Origin of the sequence: Marinomonas spartinae (genome assembly GCF_900089775.1) — a bacterium.
Lineage (GTDB): Bacteria > Pseudomonadota > Gammaproteobacteria > Pseudomonadales > Marinomonadaceae > Marinomonas > Marinomonas spartinae.
Window position 1 is genome coordinate 602,563 of record NZ_FLOB01000002.1, and the last position, 15,083, is coordinate 617,645.

Consider the following 15,083-nt stretch of genomic DNA (forward strand, 5'->3'; position numbering starts at 1 on the left):
GGGTATGGCGATAACATTAAGAAACTACAATATCGTTCGTGTGATCGACAACGGCGTTATTGTCAATTGCACAGTCATCAACATGTTCTACGACTACGTTACGGTTAAATTTAAAGGCCAAGAATACAAAGTGCCTTACCATTTGATTGACGAAGTGGTCGGTCACGAACTACTGATCCCAGCCTAGTTTGTGTGTGAAAACAAAGATTTAAAAAAAATGAAACAAACCCTTGTCAAACCAAAAAGGCTGGGTATAATAGCCAACACTTTTTAGGACTATAGCTCAGTTGGTTAGAGCGCTACCTTGACATGGTAGAGGTCAGCAGTTCAAATCTGCTTAGTCCTACCACCGAATTTAGTAATAAAATCAAGGGCTTACATTTGTTTGTAAGCCCTTTTTTTGTGTCTGTTTATCCTTACTTTATCCATTTCTTATCCTTATCTATCTGTTCTTTGGTAGTGTTTAGCATTAATTTGGCTGTATTTGTATGTTTCTAAAATCGCCTTTTTTAATGTCATTTTCGTTCAAGCATATAAAAAAAAGAGAGCGGCTAGCTCTCTTCTTCGTCGATGAGTTTGGCGAGTTCTCTCGGTATTCGATTGTCTTTCCAGTTGATATTTGTCATGTCTATTTTGCTGACGTCTAGACCCGCCGCCACTTGCAGGGCTTCTTTTTGTTCGTGGCCGTCTATGTAGTGGTTGGTCATGTCTTCTGTCGCGTGGCCAGCCAGCGCCATAATATATTCTTTCGGATAGCCGGCTTTAAAGTAGAGCATGATGCCGAGCGCGCGGATGTCGTGGAACGATGGCCTTTCGTTTGGTTTTAGGTGATCGTATGCGCCACTTTTGTCACGCCATTCACGGAATTTACGCGTTAAGTAATCCGGTAACACGGCGAATGGGTGGGGTTTTGCGGCTAGGTCGCGTCTGTCCATTCTGTTTGGCCGACAATGTATTAAGTAAGGGCAGTGTGTTGTGCTGGTGATTGCATCGTTTACAGCGTTCCACAGCGGGTCGCCCATTGCGATGTTGATATGAACAGGGGTTTTGTAGTTGCGGGTTTTGCGCTGCAATATTTTGATAGAGCGTGTTTTTATATCGATATCGCGCGCAATTTGAATGTCTACCAAGTCACTGCGGCGCTGCAGGCTATATAAAGCGATATCCATGGCACGTTTTAGCCAGGGCGGCGCAATTTTGTAAATCTCCATATAGCTGTCGAATGTGTGGCGTTGTCGCTTGCGAGCTTCTGGCTCTTTTGCTTTTAGCTGTTCAGCTGGGTTTAGGTCGCAATACCCTGCGGTGATCGCATAGCGAAATATGTCACGCATTAGCGGGACGTGTTTTTGTTGAGCGTGTGGCGTCTTGGTTTTGAGTAAGTTGTTGAGGTCGAACGTGCGAACGTCTTGCACTCGAATTTTTGACCACAACTCCATATATTCATCTAACTTGCTCAGCTTGATATCGACTGTACTTTTACTCTGTTTTTTCGCTTCCAATGCAGCCAATAAGACAGTGTGTTTAAACTCGTCTAAAACTTGCGACATGGGAGGGTTACTTGGGTTGTAATTGCGAAGTTCTTCGGCGCGACGAGCAATGCGATTAACTAACGATTCTTGATCCGATAGGGCAATATTTAGCGCGGCTGCAGCGTCGATTGCAACGGATTCAGGAATATTTTTGCCCAACGACTCCATTTTGCCATCAGGCATTTTGTAGTAGTAATAGGTCCCGCTTTGGTTTCGCATTACTTTTAAGTTGCGTGCGAGTCTGTTGGGCTTTCTAGGGCTCATCGTGTTGCCATGCCTTGTCTAAATTCGTGTTTCAGTAGTATTGCGTCAGCAAGTGGGTTGCCTGTATTTGCTGATTCAATACGTTTTTCTTTTGGTTTTTCCGGTGTGCTTTCGCTGTATCCGTAGGCTGGTTGGCCATCTGGTAAAATCCAGACAAACCACAACTTTCCCTCTAGTTCACCAGGCAGCTCGCCTTTTTTGAGCTGGCGACGAAGGCGAGGCAGCTCGCGCTCAGGGTCAGTAAAGTTATTCTTTGCAAACTCTGCAAGGCGTTGCTTGCGGGGCCATTTTGGTTTTATTAAGCTCATTGTGCTTTCCTTTTTCAATGATGATATTTATGTATTGATTGCTGTACTCAGAGGTTCTTACTGTTTTCCTCGATAATTTTTTTTATACAGGTTTGGCAGAGATGGCGCTGTTTGCCGTTTTCATCGATCCAGATCGATGTTGTACCGTCGTGTTCTGTCGTTGCCTGACAGCCTGGCGTTTCACATGGTATTGGTTTGGCTTCATTATTCATGGGTTCTCCTTATGCCACTTTCGTGCGCTTGGCGATTTGTGGTGTTGTGGTGTTTGCCCTCACCAGTGCGGCGCCAAGTTTTGGACAAACTGAGTTACCACACATACGAACTTGCGCGGCTTTCGAAAGCTTGGTTCCGTCGTTTAGTTGGTCGATGATGTAGGAATCTGGAAAGCCTTGGGCGCGGTAAAGCTCTCGTGGTGTCAACATGCGCATACCGATATCAACGATTTGATAATCCTCTCCATGGATGGTCGCAAGCCCAAAGCGGTCTTTTGTGGTCACGGTGTGCAATGGCTCATCAATGGCGCGGCCTACGGCCGTTCCGTAATACTTCACTAGGAAGGCGCGAACCTCTCCTATATGATTGCCGCCAGCGGTGATGGTTGGCACTGGATCGGTGACAGGTGAGCCGTAATTGTTGTTACGTAGCTTGATTAGATGAGTTGTAACAATTCCTTGAGTATTCGCAGTGCCTAGTCTTTTTTGCTCTCCGCCAGCCGTAATAGTGTGTACTGGACTGCAAGCCTCATATCCAACACTGCCGCTTCGAAATTTAGTTAAAAAAGCTGTCACCAACCCAAAATGCCCACCTTTTACTTGCGCGCAAATTGTGCGCAGCGGCTCGTCTATTGGCATGTTGCGTTGATTGCTGGCATTGGCATGTTCTGTAATGAATGACGGCGCAACGAATGGCTTGTCAGATTCAATTACAAAGCGTTGTAGCCCCTTGGCGATACGTTTTAATGTGTTTTCAGCAAGAGGGCGCTTGCGTGTAAAAATGCTTGGGCAAGGCAGTGACCAATCAATGATGTCTGCCGCTGTTTTCCATGGCTTTAAAATGCCAGATTGCACTTCTAATGATTTAGGGTCTCCGTGGGTTGGTGTTGGCCAGCAAATCGGATGGCCATCGCATCGAGCAATAAGAAAGAAACGCTTGCGGGTTGTCGGTACGCCAAATTCAAAGGCTTTTAGTTCATTCCATTCAACTTTATAACCTAGCTTAACCAATTCTTTTACGAAGTTTTTAAAGGTTTTTCCTTTTTGGCTTTCGCCTTTCTGATTTAAAGCCGGTTCACCGTCTTTTACTGGCCCCCACGTTTTAAATTCTTCCACATTTTCTAGCATGATGACTTTAGGGCGAACGGTTGCGGCCCAGCGAACGGCAACCCATGCAAGGCCGCGAATATTTTTGTCTACGGGCTTGCCACCTTTCGCTTTTGAAAAGTGCTTGCAATCAGGGCTGAACCACGCGATCGCAACAGGGCGACCTTTGCATACTTCAGCAGGGTTTATATCCCATACTGACTCACAATAGTGCTCAGTATCAGGGTGGTTAGCTGCATGAAGACGAATGGCTTCTGGGTCGTGGTTGATGGCGATATCAACTGGACGACCTAACGCCATTTCTAAGCCTGTAGAGGCGCCACCGCCGCCTGCAAAGTTATCGACGATCAATTCTTGCGGTAGGTGCAAATCAAGCTGACCGTTTTGAGCGTTGAAAAAATGCATGGTTACTCTCCCTGTTGGGCGGTTTACGCCGCTTGTTCTTTGTTTTGTTGTAGTACGGACATGGCGAGTTCGAAGCCATGGAAGCCTTTAATAAAGACGTTTCTTTGGTCGGTTTTTAGGTCGCCGTGTTCGTTGCGTGGGTTGGCCCAGCTGTGAGGGTTTGCATAGATAGCGAGGGCGGATAGTGCTGCGTCGTTTTGTATATTGGCATGTTCAGCAAGCAAGTTGCTGATGCGAGCGTATGTATTGTTTAACGCGCTTTCTAATGCGGCGATTTCACGCTGTTGTGATTCGCACCGCATTGCCATACGGTGGTTTTCCGCCGCCTGGCGAGCAAGTGAGTCACGCATGTCTGGTGACAGTTTGGCGATGGCTTCAATGGCTTGAAAGCCCTCAATCGCCGCGACTAATTCGCGTACGCTGATTTCGTTTCCGTGTTTATCGTGGCCAGCAAGGTCGCTTAAATTCCAATCGATTGATAACGTGTTCATGCTGCTTGCTCCATTTTTTTGCCGTTTAGCTCGGCAATTTTGAATTCAATTACCCATACCCACTCGTTGTTATCCCATGAGTTTGGATAAACTTTGTCCCACATATCTTGAAACTGCTTGCGATCACCAAATCGCCAATCTAAGCCGCTATTTGCGGCCATTTCTTCTGTAATGGTGCCCTCTGCTTTGGCGTCGGCTTCTGTGATGTCTTGGATTCGCTCAAGACGTACGTTGGTGATTTCCAGCACTAAGCGGCAAGCCCAGCGAGGCATGTGGATGGATGGCGTCCATGGTAGGTCTCCACGCTCTTCTAGCGAGTAATCACAATCCGCTCTATAAAGAAGATCTTCATGATCCTTAACGTAGCCACCCCAGCAAAACGTCTCACGCACCCATAAGCGGTCGCCTACTGCGCCAAGTTGCTGACCGATCGGAATAACGCCTTCTTCTAGATATTCGGTGTTGTATAGAAGCCATTCAGCGGGCTGTATAACGCCATCATCCCGCCACTTGTCATGCTTTAGTCCAAGCAATTCAAATTCGTTTTCATCATCACCACTAGAGCCAATCCAAATGATTTGATCGACGATTTCTTTTTTCACTGGTCGACGTGTTTGGGTTTTGCGGCCATCAAGAATGGCTTGAGCCATGTCGGTGTTGAATAAAATCCCGCGCTCTTTCATGCCGCTTGCTCCTGTTCTGCTGTTGCGATTTCAAACCAAGCGCACAGGCTGGTGAAGAGTTCGCGCGTGGTTAGGCTGGCTAGAGCAAAGGTGGCGTCCATATCAGACAAGCCACCGCCTTGAGAATCGTTGAATGCGGCCTCTTTGATGGCATCATCAAACTTAACTTTACGAATGGTTAGGTCATCGTGTAGCACAAAGTTGATTTTGTCGGTCCAGCGCAGGGCGAGGCTTTTCACGTTCATGCCTTGCTGTAAGTGGCGGGTCACGTCTTCGGACAATGGCTCAAGATTTGTGAAGGCAATTTTTGCCTTGTCCATTGTTTGTGGCTCTTGGATGTCGCACGTTGCGCCTGTTTCTAGGCTGGCGGGTACGTCGTTCATCAGGAGCCAGTGGGTCATGGTGGCAGACGGTGACACTTGCGCTTGCAGTGGTGTCATTGGGAAGCTGCCAAGCATGGTTTGCAGGTGCTTAAACGCTTGCTCGATCATGTTCGCGCTGGTGCTGTAGATGGCAATAAAGCCTGCTTTGTTGTCGATGTGCATCCATACATCGCTGCGCTTGGCGTAGGCGGTAGGGCGCATGGTAAAGATCAGCTCGTCTTTGATGTCGGCTTTTTCTTTACGGCCCACTTTGCGGCCTTCGATTAATTCGATCTCGGCCACTTTCTCTTCCAACGCTTCACGAACCACAGAGGAAGGAAGGTTTTTCTCTTCTTTGCCGAAGCGCATTAGCAAGCAGTCGTTCGAGCGTAGCGACCATGTTTCGCTGTTGCGGACAAGTGGCATAGATCCGAAGCTGAACTCGTCTTGTGAGTCCACTTCTTTTAATGGGAATTCAGCAAGCGCGGCTTCTAACTTGTCGAAGTCGACCGTTTCTTTTAACTGAAATAACGTAGCGGTTTTGAAAAACATGGGTGGCTCCTAAATGTGCTGCTGTGGATCTTTCCACGATGTGGTATATTTCCAAGGTTGTTTTTCGCTTGGCTCTCTTACTTTTTGCTTGATTAGTATTCGCTTTGCTCCGCCTTTTTTTGCTATCTCAACAAATTCTTTGGCGCTTTTCGGGCTGCTGAGAATTGGCGATATCTGTTTCTCTTTCATTTTCTCCATGTAATGAACGGTCAATTCTTTAATCGCCGCCTCATAGTTCTGTTGCTGGATTTCGTTGTTTTCAGCAACATCTTCTACACACAAATCCACCGCGTTTTTTTGCGATCAAGCTTCCACTTTTGTACTTTCTCTTGGCATGAGGCAGCGCCGGATTTCTCAATTAAAGAAAGGCGCTTTTTAGCCATTTTCTCAGCCTCCATTATTGAGGCACCAAACACTGCAAAACTCATATCAACTCTCCCTTTAGCCGTTTAAGGCTTGTTTTTGATGCTAAAAATTTTTGATTGGCTCTAAGCCTATTGTTTGGTCGCCCTCTTGGTGCAACCGATAAAGCATCGCGATTACCTGAGTTATTTCAGTTTTTAGGTTTTTGTAATCACCTCGCCCTTCCGAACAATGCACACCCTCTTTCACCACCTCCCCAGCTTCCTCGGCAATCTTAAGTAGCACATAGTTTGGTTGAGGAAATTTCAACATTGCTTTTTCAGCCTCTTTGGTAGCGGCTTCAATTAGTTCGATAAATTTTGGATCAGTCATTTCTGCAACCTCAGCCGTTTAAGGCTTGTTTGTAGTTTTCGTACCGCGCTACTTGCAGGTAGTGCGGAAACTTTTCGATGGTGAAGGCGGTGCGGTGTGTTTTGCTGTCTGCGTTGACGCTAAGCACCACTTCCCCGACTGCGAATTGCTCGCCGTCGCTGCGTGTGCAGCGCTTTACGCTTACTTCGCCATTTACATTTACAATGCTGGCGATTTTTAAGCGGGTTTGATGCCCTTTGCGACTCCCAATTTCGATGATGGCCAGCGGCAAGGCTTGATCATTTAAGACGATGATCTTTTGGCCTTTTTTGCGAGTAAAAGTGAAGCCGCTCATCACGCTGCGCCTTCGGTTTTTTCGGCGGTGTTGTGCTTGATGAGTTCGTCACGTAGCACTGTTACGTCGCTGCTGGCTTTGAACCCCAGCTTGACTTGGCATCCTTGCACACCCAGCGATGAGACGGACACAACGGTCTCTGTCTCGCTCGCAGGTACGGTGATGGTGACCCCTTCTTGCGGTCTACGGCTTAAAATTAAAAATCCTTCTGACATGGTTTTCTCCTAATGTCCTGTTTCTCTGTTTTGTGGCGCCTGTGGTGTTTGAGGGCGAGACTGTTGTGGGTGTTGCTGTGTGCGCTGTGGTTGATAGCCGCTTTGAGAGGGCTGATTAAAGCCCCCTTGAGGGGCTTGTGGTGCTGGCTGTTGCCAGCTGCCGTATGATTGCGGCTGTTGGTCGTAGCCCGTGTAGCCGTCTTGCTGGTTGGCGTCATCCCAGAAGATCATTAGCTTTGTCGAGCCGCTCATGCCAACGGGTAGGGCGTCCAGATCAAGGCTGATCTGAGGCATGGTGGCACCGTTTTCCGCTGGCCACGCTGTCACTTTGCCTAGCGTTGCGTAACGGTTTTTTTGTTTTGGCTGGCGGTTTTGGTCCAGTTCGTTGCTTGGGTACGTTTCTGCAACGTAAGCCAATCGGCCGCGAGCTAATGGTTGTCTTGCCATGGTGTTTTCTCCTAGACGATTAATGTATCGAGTGCGTTGTCACGTTTGCCTTTGTGGCCGCGAACGTGTCGGGTTCTTGCGATGGCGTGGTCTATATCGCCAAATGAAAAAGGGGTGTCTTGCAGGGCTATAAAGCCTGCGAGCAGGGCGAACGTGATGGCGCCGCAGCGCAATGTGCTGGTGTACGAGGTGTGTAACTTGAATTTGATGTCACCACGCGCGACCGCAATGGCCACGGCATTGATGTTGTTGCGAGCGCCGTAGTGCTTACGCGCTGCTATCAAATGGTGGTTGATCGTTGGGTCGGCTTTGCCGAGTTTGTGAGAAATTGTCTTAACGGGAAAACCGTACGCAGCGAGCACTAGAGGTTCTAGTTGCGTGGTGTTTAGCGTGGCTTTTTTGGATGCATAAAACGTTATGTTTGTCGATGACATTCTTGTCTCTCCCTTGGTTTATTCTTAAAATCTACTCCAAAGGTAATTTATATGCAAATTAAAAATTTAAAAAATAAAAATAAAGTTACTGTATGTGCATACAGTAACTTGGTGTTAGGATAGATGGAATAAGGGCTTGATTAGTTGATCAGGTGGGTAATATTTTCGATTAAAGCAATGGCGTGTTGGCGCTTTGGGTTGGGTAATTTGTTAATGGCGCAACTCAATGAGCCAATAAGCTTTGCATGGCTGAGCGCGGTAGGGCTTGAGAGATAGCCTCTCTCTAGGTAGAAAAAATCCTCAATTTTGCCAATGGTCATGTCATCGGGACGATGTCGATCCAGCTCCCACGATTTAATCGTGTGCACTGATCGTTTGATGTGCTTTGCGAATTCGTTCCTTGAAATTTTTGCGGCGTTCCGTGCGGCTTTTAGGTTTTTGCCGAACGTCATATGAGAGTCTTTTTTTAAGTTTTGGTTGTTGAGATTAAATATTAACCGATTGGTATGTTTTTTGCCGCTGAGTAATTGTTTATGAATTGTGTGCGTGTAGTGGGTCTATCCGATTATCGTGTAAATCGGATAGTGTTTTGTCGTTATCGTGTAGAGTTAGCGTCATGTTATTGTAATGACCTCTGAAAGCGCTTACAACACAGGGCAGGAGGAAAGCCCACATGGAAAAAAAGGAAATAGAGGGTCGCATTAGGCAACTGGAATGCTTGCTAAATAATGCGAAAGACGATGGTAAGCTGGGGATGGTGGTTTATTATCGGATGATGCTGGATGAGTTGGTTGATGTGTTTGATAGATTAAATGACATCGTTGCTATTGGTTGATGCCACACAAGCGCAAACATTGCTTTGCGCTTGTGTGTGCTTGCTTTAGAAAGCGTATGTGCCTTTCAGCTCAGTAAAATGAACGTCGTCCATTTTCGAGTAGCCAAGGCCAGCAGACCATTTATCGTTAAAATGGTAGGCCGCAAAGATATTTAGATTTTTGTCGTTATCATCTTCGCCATCGTCCACATCGCTGTATTTGATGTAAGCTGCTGATGCGCCCAGCTCTACGTTTGGTGTGATCATAGAGCGAATGCCCGCTTCAAGCTGGCCACCGTTTGTGTCTTCTTTGGCGCTTATGTTGCCCAAAGACGCTTCGACTTCATAATAAATGCCGCTCAGCTTTGCGTATACGTCTGTTGTGCTGGTGACGCCATAGCGATAACCAAGGCCAAACTCGCCACGGCGCACGTCAACATCGACATTACGATTGCTGATATTGATGTCGCCGCTGGTCGATTCAAAGCGACCCGCCAGAAACACGCTGTCGTTTAGTAGAATGCTGCCTGAAATCGCCGCACCATTTAGGTCAATATCGCTTGATCCAGATTGTTCTAATGTGCCATTTACATAACCAATAGACAGTTGATTCCATTGCGGTGCATCGGCGGCGTAGGCGCTGCTGATTGATGCGAGTAGTGCGGTCGTGAGTAGTGTTTTTTTCATTGATTGCTCCATGCCCATCCTTGTGATCTCGATGACGTAGGGCGGGCGCCATCGCGATATAAAATCCTAAAACTTCCACAACCCTTCTTTCATTTTTAGCTGCATCGTGAGCTGTTCGAAAATGGACTGAAATTGCGCGGCGTCGGTTTTTGGGTCGAAGCCGTCGCGCACGGCAACGCGAGCGTTATACAGTTGAACTACGGCGGTTAGGTAAGGGACAAGGAGATCACTGTCGACGTCGAACCCCGCTTGCTTGACGGCGCCTAATAGCTGGCTGCTAGTTTTACTGATAAGGTCGGTATTAACTTGCTGGCCTTTTGGTGGGGATAGAGGTTTTCTATCAAGCCATTCTTCGGGCAGGTCTAGTCGTTGCTCTAATACTCTACAGACACGGCCAATTAACTTGGCTTTGCCCGATAACACACGACTTATCCATGATTGACTGTGTCCGCATATCTCAGCAATTCTGCCCTGAGTTAAGCCTTTATCTGCTTCAAGGTGTGCGATGTGTTTGGTGAAGTTTTGACGTCGCCATTGAAATATCCACGCATTCTGAAATTCTTCGTCCGACATGTCACCAATTTTCAATGCGTCTTGTAGCGTAATGTCGATCAGCCGACAAATGAGCATGGCTTCTTCTAACGCAAAACTGACAGCGCCGCGCATGCGACGATCCAGCGCAACAGTAGAGAGCCCCAAATATTCGGCCACGTCGCTTTTCTCATATCGTGATGCATTGATAATGCGCTGCATGGCAAGTGAACAAGCGCCTTTAGTGCTTTCGAGAACTTCATTTTCTAGTGGCGTCACGCTCGGCATGGCTCTACCTGTTTACTGGATTTGATGCGTTTATGATGTTTTTAGTGAATTATTCTCTATTTTGGCGCTGTGAGTCATTTTCTCAATTTACATGCGTGAAAAAGTTTGCTTAAAAATTACCTATAGTGCTATATTTACGTATAATGTGACGGCGTAAGCAATGATCAAGTTTGATCAAGCCGTTCAAAGATTTGCTCTGTCTCCCGCTGTGAAGCGTCATTCAGAGTGTTTTCAGGAGGGATTATGCTAAACCAGCTTACCACATTAGATCACGAGATTATGGGTGTTTTGTTGAAGTCGACTAGGGCTTTAACACTCTATGACATCGGTCGTTGTTCTAAGTCGCGAACCCAAGATGCGTTGAAGTCCGTTGAAAAACTGATGGAGCAAGGGTTCGTGCGTCGTGTTCAGTGTGGCGCGTCTTCTCTCTATGTTGCTGTTCTCGATTGCCCTTATTTCCCGCCCGTGGCTGCTGTCGCGGCGCGGGATTTTTTGGCGTTTGATGATGCAGAACTTACTCGTTTGGTGGATGCCTTAGACCCTGTTTTGACGGGGCCATCCGCTCACTAATTTTTCGACGGATATCGAAAACAAGAATGTTATTTTGCTCAGAATGAGCGCGGTGTTCTCTATCTGATTGACAGGTACAGAGCAATGATTAATAATTTAACCGCCTCTACAAAAAAAGTAGGGGACTGGATTACCACCCAGCATAAATTCACGGGCAGACAAGCCGCCCTTAATAGCGGTTTTTTTATGTCTGCAGCATGCCTGTACCTACCTTTTATGGTCGGTCTGGCGGGGCCATCTTCGGATGGGTCAGCGTTCCGTGAAGCTGATTGTGGTAACCCCGTTAGTCCGGCCACCTTATTCTCGAAATTACCACTTCGACTAGGTGGCTCCGAATATAATTCACGGAGATCCATCATGGCACAGTTACGTCAAAAATCTGATCAATTGTCTGTCTACGCCAAACGCGTACAGCGCGCTATTCAATTCCACCTTCCTAAGTTCGGCGAATCGCCACGCATCTTGTTAGATCCTAACGAGATTTCTACCTTATCCAAGATTTCTGTTGATAAAGTCCAGCAGGGCGTAAAAGAGCTTGAGCGCGAGGGTTATATCGCTCGCATGTTCAAAGGCCGCCGCACTAAGGCCCATGTGTTTGCGCTGCTTAATCCTGAATTGAAGGGAAAAGCGGGGGTGTGGGCATGAGCATGGATAAGCGCTACCAAGAAAAAATTCGTAAGCTCTTGGCTTTGTCTCAATCTGATAATCCGCACGAGGCGGAAACCGCCAAGCGTCAAGCTGTGTCGCTTATGAAAAAGTACCGTATCGATACTGATGAGCTGGATATCATTTCAACTTACCCGCGTCCTATTAAGCGTAAAACCATCAAGGAATACGAGTCCATTTTGGTGTCTGCCATTATGAGTATATCGGGCGTTTATGCCTTGCATGGAGCACGACCGCGCATATATGGCGGTCGTATCGTTTGGGATTCTCGTGTTGAATTTATCGGCTTGGAGCGTGATGCAGAATTAGCCGCTTATTCTTTTGATGTCATTTATCCGCAATTAGAAAAAGCCCGTAAAGAGTTTCAAAAAACATACGGCGCAAGCGCCCAGCAGGCGGATCTGTATTGCAAGGGGTGGATTGTTTCAGCTTGCCGAAAATTGGTTAATGTCTTTGGTAAGCGCGATAAGCCTGAAGAGGTTGTTAAACACAAAGCCAATAAACAAGAAGGTGTAGAGCCTACAAAAATTAAGGACACGAAGTCTTCTGGTAATCGTGGCCTTGATTTTAATTGCTTAACTCTTGGCCACGCTCACGGGAAGAATGCATCACTTAATGTCGCCACCACTGATCAGCAAGAAAAGCAGCTGAGAATTGGGGGTGTCTCTTCATGAGCATAACCCAAACTGTGGCGGCCATTGGTCGCCTTGGTTTCACCGGTAACGTGACGCCTAAAATTTGGTATAAGCAAATTTCTTTGCCTTCTGGTCGTCCTGACCACAAAGCCATCACATTGCTGTCTGAAATCCTATACTGGTATCGCCCGACTGAAATTCGTGATGAACACACGGGGCAAGTTATTGGGCATCGAAAGAAGTTTTCAGCCGATAAATTACAGCGCTCTTATCAATCGTTTGCTGACGATTTTGGTATGACTAAGCGAGAAGTTCAAGATTCCCTCAAGCGCTTGCGTGATGCGGGTTTAATCACTCTTGAACTGCGCTCTAAGACGGTTGGTGGCAACCACTTATCAAACATCCTTTTCATTGAGCCAGTTGCTATCGAAATTGACCGCATTACGTTTCCGGTTGTTGATGATGGTGTTACGCCCAACTGTAACACCTCCTCCGAAAATTCGGAGGACACCCAACGTGAAGATGTAGGGGCACCTACGTTGAAACGGGGGACGTATACAGAGATTACTACAAAGACTTCTACAGAGACTGAGAACTTAGATCTTTTGTCCGATTCTGCCGAATCGAACGAGTTAGCCGTGGCTGATGATTCTGATTCATTCGATGCGAAAGCCAAGCGCGAATTGTTAACCGAGGCGTTTGTGACTTTTTATGATGCCTATCAGAAAAAATCAGGGCGTAAATCGGCTGAGAAGGCTTTTCTTAAAATCAAATTGCCAAATGATCGCGAGTCTGCAATTGAATTTCTTACTGGGATCATGATTCAGGCAAAGCGTTGGGGGGATTTGTACGCCTTGGCACCCGATGACCAGAAACAATACCAGCCGCACCCAGCAACGTGGATCAACAACGAGCGCTGGAGCGACGAGGAATTGCCGACGATACGAAACAACGGGCAGTCTAGCCGCGATTGGGCAACCGAAATGGTGAACGAAGAGGAGAGATTCTGATGCAACATATCAATAATTTATTACCGAATTCACAAGGGCCGTTGCCCGTTTCTGGTCGTCCTGTTGTGTCTGAGCAGCGCCAGCCTAACGATGATCAACGAGCCGCTTTGGATGCGATGCGTAAGACGGTTGATGCGGTTTTCAATACGTTGAAGGCGTTTTATACCAGCCACACGACATCCATGAGAACGCCCGAAATAGAGGCGGAAATTAAAAAACAATGGGCGCATGAGTTGATACGCGGGAACGTCAATCCTGAGATGTTGCGCGTGGGTGTTAATCGCGCCAAGCGTTATGCAACAGAGAACAAATACACAAAATGGCCTGTGGTGGCTGAGTTTATTATCTGGTGTTACGGCCTACCCAGTGCCGACGACGCTTATCGTGAAGCGGTCAACAATAGTCATGACATCGTTGCTTGGCGTCCTTCTCATCCTGCTGTGTATTTGGCGGGTAAAACGGTCAGCTGGCACCGCCTACGCCGCAGCGATACGGACTCAGGGCAACGTGCCTACAAGAAAGAATACGCCAAACTGTGTGATGGCGTGATTCGCGGCGAGCAACTGGAAGTGAGCAAGCCTAACTTGATCGAGCAAAAGAAATTGACCGCCAGCGAACGCGCAGAGCTGAAACAGCTAGGCCGATCGCGTGTTGGTGATTTGAAAGCATTGTTGGGGAGAGGGTGATCATGGCTTTTGATATGACGCATAACAATTTAAACGAGTTGGCGCAAAAGTGGCTGTTGCGTTCACCGTCTGCAAATGGCGCGCATTGCAAAATTGCTTTTACCGAAGTTGGTCCATTGTTTTTCGGTGAGATCGCGGACGCGTGGGGCTTTAATTACGATTATGATTTCTCTGTGGTGGTTGAAAGTAAGGTGAGCCGCTCCGACTTTTTGGTAGATAAGAAGAAGCCCCACCGCAATGGCGAGGTTTTGGGAATGGGGACATTTCGGTATTTCATCTGTCCTGAAGGCATGATCAGCCCTGACGAGCTGCCAGGTAAATGGGGCTTACTTTGGGTGAACTCTCGCGGTCATATCAAGATTAAAGCCGGTCATTTGGTTGGTAAAACAAATTACTTTCATGGTGATAGCTCGGTTGCGGATTGGGGGCATGACGTTAATCACGCCGCTGAACGAAAAATGATGGCGCATTTGCTTAACCGCGTAGGTGATGCGGAAAAAACAAAAGAGAAGATGCGCGAGTTATATCGTGAGCTGAATGCCGCAAATTCTGAGGTTAAGCGACTTAAAGAGAAAAAGAAAGAGCGGTCTTTTAGTGAGTTGGGTGATGTTCGCATCGCTATTGGTCGAGGATAGGGGATGATGATTCAAGCTATTTTGATGGTCTATGTCTTTATGGCCGCGCTTATTGTTGGTCTATTCAATGATGATTTGGTTATACGAGCCTTTGCGTCAGCTGCATGTTTTGGTGCGGGTCAGTTCAGTATGTATTTTATCAATTTACATGTGAAAAAAGGCGGTTGAATATGTCTCTATCTGAGCGTCTAGCTGAATTGCGAGAGGCTAGAAAAGTGTCATTACAGTTTGTAGCTGATGCGGTCGGTGTGTCAAAGACGCATGTTTATGAGCTGGAAAAGGGGTCGGCCAGCAATCCGTCATTGAATTTATTGCTGTCGTTGGCGGATTTCTATGATGTGTCGTTGGATTATTTAGCCGGTTGCTCAAATCATCAGTCTTCTAAGCTTGGGCAGTTGAAAGCGTTCGTTGCAAGCGATGCGGTGGCGATGTCTTATCAGAGCTTTGGTCAGTATCGAAGTGCGATTTTAAAGTTGTGTTAAT

27 protein-coding genes and 1 tRNA gene are annotated in these 15,083 nt (G+C 47.0%); 11 read left to right on the top strand and 17 right to left on the bottom strand.

What is annotated here, in order from left to right:
* Positions 1-4: 4 nt before the first annotated feature.
* Both MSP8886_RS06870 and MSP8886_RS06875 read left to right on the top strand, forming a co-directional pair.
* Complete coding sequence (locus MSP8886_RS06870) at positions 5-187, top strand: hypothetical protein (RefSeq protein ID WP_067014039.1); 183 nt, start codon at positions 5-7, stop codon at positions 185-187.
* An 85-nt stretch (positions 188-272) separates the two neighbouring features.
* Positions 273-349 (top strand) — tRNA-Val (locus tag MSP8886_RS06875).
* 202 nt (positions 350-551) lie between these two features.
* On the opposite strand, the gene MSP8886_RS06880 is transcribed toward MSP8886_RS06875, so the two are convergent.
* The 15 genes from MSP8886_RS06880 to MSP8886_RS06940 form a co-directional block, all read right to left on the bottom strand.
* Positions 552-1,793, bottom strand: coding sequence for a tyrosine-type recombinase/integrase (locus tag MSP8886_RS06880; RefSeq protein WP_067014041.1), 1,242 nt, complete (start codon positions 1,791-1,793; stop codon positions 552-554).
* Positions 1,790-2,101 (bottom strand): hypothetical protein, encoded by a 312-nt coding sequence (locus tag MSP8886_RS06885; protein ID WP_067014043.1) that lies wholly within the window; start codon positions 2,099-2,101, stop codon positions 1,790-1,792. Before MSP8886_RS06885 ends, MSP8886_RS06880 begins: the two co-directional genes overlap by 4 nt.
* Before the next feature lie 47 nt (positions 2,102-2,148).
* On the bottom strand, positions 2,149-2,313 hold the full coding sequence (locus MSP8886_RS22290) for a hypothetical protein (RefSeq protein ID WP_175365274.1): 165 nt from the start codon (positions 2,311-2,313) through the stop codon (positions 2,149-2,151).
* Between the two features lie 9 nt (positions 2,314-2,322).
* Positions 2,323-3,825 (bottom strand): DNA cytosine methyltransferase, encoded by a 1,503-nt coding sequence (locus MSP8886_RS06890; protein ID WP_175365275.1) that lies wholly within the window; start codon positions 3,823-3,825, stop codon positions 2,323-2,325.
* 23 nt (positions 3,826-3,848) lie between these two features.
* Positions 3,849-4,316 carry a hypothetical protein gene (locus MSP8886_RS06895; protein WP_067014045.1) on the bottom strand — a complete coding sequence of 156 codons (468 nt, stop codon included), beginning with the start codon at positions 4,314-4,316 and terminating at the stop codon, positions 3,849-3,851.
* Complete coding sequence (locus MSP8886_RS06900) at positions 4,313-4,999, bottom strand: ASCH domain-containing protein (RefSeq protein ID WP_067014046.1); 687 nt, start codon at positions 4,997-4,999, stop codon at positions 4,313-4,315. The genes MSP8886_RS06895 and MSP8886_RS06900 overlap by 4 nt, the downstream gene beginning before the upstream one ends.
* Complete coding sequence (locus MSP8886_RS06905; protein WP_067014048.1) at positions 4,996-5,913, bottom strand: recombination-associated protein RdgC; 918 nt, start codon at positions 5,911-5,913, stop codon at positions 4,996-4,998. Before MSP8886_RS06905 ends, MSP8886_RS06900 begins: the two co-directional genes overlap by 4 nt.
* Before the next feature lie 9 nt (positions 5,914-5,922).
* A complete protein-coding gene (locus MSP8886_RS06910; RefSeq protein ID WP_067014050.1) occupies positions 5,923-6,201 on the bottom strand; it encodes a hypothetical protein in 279 nt (92 codons plus the stop codon).
* The gene (locus tag MSP8886_RS22295) at positions 6,186-6,341 is read right to left on the bottom strand and encodes a hypothetical protein (protein WP_175365276.1); all 156 of its coding nucleotides are present in this window, start codon (positions 6,339-6,341) and stop codon (positions 6,186-6,188) included. Before MSP8886_RS22295 ends, MSP8886_RS06910 begins: the two co-directional genes overlap by 16 nt.
* Positions 6,342-6,381: 40 nt before the next feature.
* A complete protein-coding gene (locus MSP8886_RS06915) occupies positions 6,382-6,648 on the bottom strand; it encodes a hypothetical protein (protein WP_067014052.1) in 267 nt (88 codons plus the stop codon).
* Positions 6,649-6,658: 10 nt separating this feature from the next.
* Complete coding sequence (locus MSP8886_RS06920) at positions 6,659-6,982, bottom strand: hypothetical protein (RefSeq protein WP_067014054.1); 324 nt, start codon at positions 6,980-6,982, stop codon at positions 6,659-6,661.
* Complete coding sequence (locus tag MSP8886_RS06925) at positions 6,982-7,197, bottom strand: carbon storage regulator (protein ID WP_067014056.1); 216 nt, start codon at positions 7,195-7,197, stop codon at positions 6,982-6,984. Before MSP8886_RS06925 ends, MSP8886_RS06920 begins: the two co-directional genes overlap by 1 nt.
* 9 nt (positions 7,198-7,206) lie before the next feature.
* Positions 7,207-7,644 carry a hypothetical protein gene (locus tag MSP8886_RS22300; protein WP_067014058.1) on the bottom strand — a complete coding sequence of 146 codons (438 nt, stop codon included), beginning with the start codon at positions 7,642-7,644 and terminating at the stop codon, positions 7,207-7,209.
* Between the two features lie 11 nt (positions 7,645-7,655).
* Positions 7,656-8,078: a hypothetical protein gene (locus tag MSP8886_RS06935; protein WP_067014060.1), complete on the bottom strand. Its 423-nt coding sequence runs from the start codon at positions 8,076-8,078 to the stop codon at positions 7,656-7,658.
* Positions 8,079-8,218: 140 nt separating this feature from the next.
* Positions 8,219-8,530: a helix-turn-helix domain-containing protein gene (locus tag MSP8886_RS06940; protein ID WP_067014062.1), complete on the bottom strand. Its 312-nt coding sequence runs from the start codon at positions 8,528-8,530 to the stop codon at positions 8,219-8,221.
* Positions 8,531-8,751: 221 nt separating this feature from the next.
* Here MSP8886_RS06940 and MSP8886_RS22305 point away from each other — a divergent pair, with 221 nt between their 5' ends.
* A complete protein-coding gene (locus MSP8886_RS22305; protein WP_175365277.1) occupies positions 8,752-8,913 on the top strand; it encodes a hypothetical protein in 162 nt (53 codons plus the stop codon).
* Between the two features lie 45 nt (positions 8,914-8,958).
* On the opposite strand, the gene MSP8886_RS06945 is transcribed toward MSP8886_RS22305, so the two are convergent.
* Positions 8,959-9,579, bottom strand: a complete 621-nt coding sequence (locus MSP8886_RS06945) for an outer membrane beta-barrel protein (protein ID WP_067014064.1) — start codon at positions 9,577-9,579, stop codon at positions 8,959-8,961.
* Between the two features lie 66 nt (positions 9,580-9,645).
* Positions 9,646-10,398: a helix-turn-helix domain-containing protein gene (locus tag MSP8886_RS06950; RefSeq protein ID WP_067014066.1), complete on the bottom strand. Its 753-nt coding sequence runs from the start codon at positions 10,396-10,398 to the stop codon at positions 9,646-9,648.
* A 243-nt stretch (positions 10,399-10,641) separates the two neighbouring features.
* Here MSP8886_RS06950 and MSP8886_RS06955 point away from each other — a divergent pair, with 243 nt between their 5' ends.
* From MSP8886_RS06955 to MSP8886_RS06985, 8 genes are all read left to right on the top strand, one after another.
* Positions 10,642-10,968, top strand: a complete 327-nt coding sequence (locus MSP8886_RS06955) for a MarR family transcriptional regulator (RefSeq protein WP_067014068.1) — start codon at positions 10,642-10,644, stop codon at positions 10,966-10,968.
* 84 nt (positions 10,969-11,052) lie between these two features.
* Complete coding sequence (locus tag MSP8886_RS06960; RefSeq protein ID WP_067014069.1) at positions 11,053-11,613, top strand: hypothetical protein; 561 nt, start codon at positions 11,053-11,055, stop codon at positions 11,611-11,613.
* Positions 11,610-12,308, top strand: a complete 699-nt coding sequence (locus tag MSP8886_RS06965) for a DUF2786 domain-containing protein (protein ID WP_067014071.1) — start codon at positions 11,610-11,612, stop codon at positions 12,306-12,308. The genes MSP8886_RS06960 and MSP8886_RS06965 overlap by 4 nt, the downstream gene beginning before the upstream one ends.
* Positions 12,305-13,279, top strand: coding sequence for an LvrA C-terminal domain-related protein (locus tag MSP8886_RS06970; RefSeq protein ID WP_067014073.1), 975 nt, complete (start codon positions 12,305-12,307; stop codon positions 13,277-13,279). The genes MSP8886_RS06965 and MSP8886_RS06970 overlap by 4 nt, the downstream gene beginning before the upstream one ends.
* Entirely contained in the window at positions 13,279-13,965 is a 687-nt protein-coding gene (locus tag MSP8886_RS06975; protein ID WP_067014075.1) for a replication protein P, read from the top strand. Before MSP8886_RS06970 ends, MSP8886_RS06975 begins: the two co-directional genes overlap by 1 nt.
* Before the next feature lie 2 nt (positions 13,966-13,967).
* Entirely contained in the window at positions 13,968-14,600 is a 633-nt protein-coding gene (locus MSP8886_RS06980) for a hypothetical protein (protein WP_067014077.1), read from the top strand.
* Positions 14,601-14,603: 3 nt separating this feature from the next.
* On the top strand, positions 14,604-14,768 hold the full coding sequence (locus MSP8886_RS22310) for a hypothetical protein (RefSeq protein WP_175365278.1): 165 nt from the start codon (positions 14,604-14,606) through the stop codon (positions 14,766-14,768).
* Positions 14,769-14,770: 2 nt separating this feature from the next.
* Positions 14,771-15,082, top strand: coding sequence for a helix-turn-helix domain-containing protein (locus MSP8886_RS06985; protein ID WP_067014079.1), 312 nt, complete (start codon positions 14,771-14,773; stop codon positions 15,080-15,082).
* The last annotated feature ends 1 nt before the right edge of the window (position 15,083 follow it).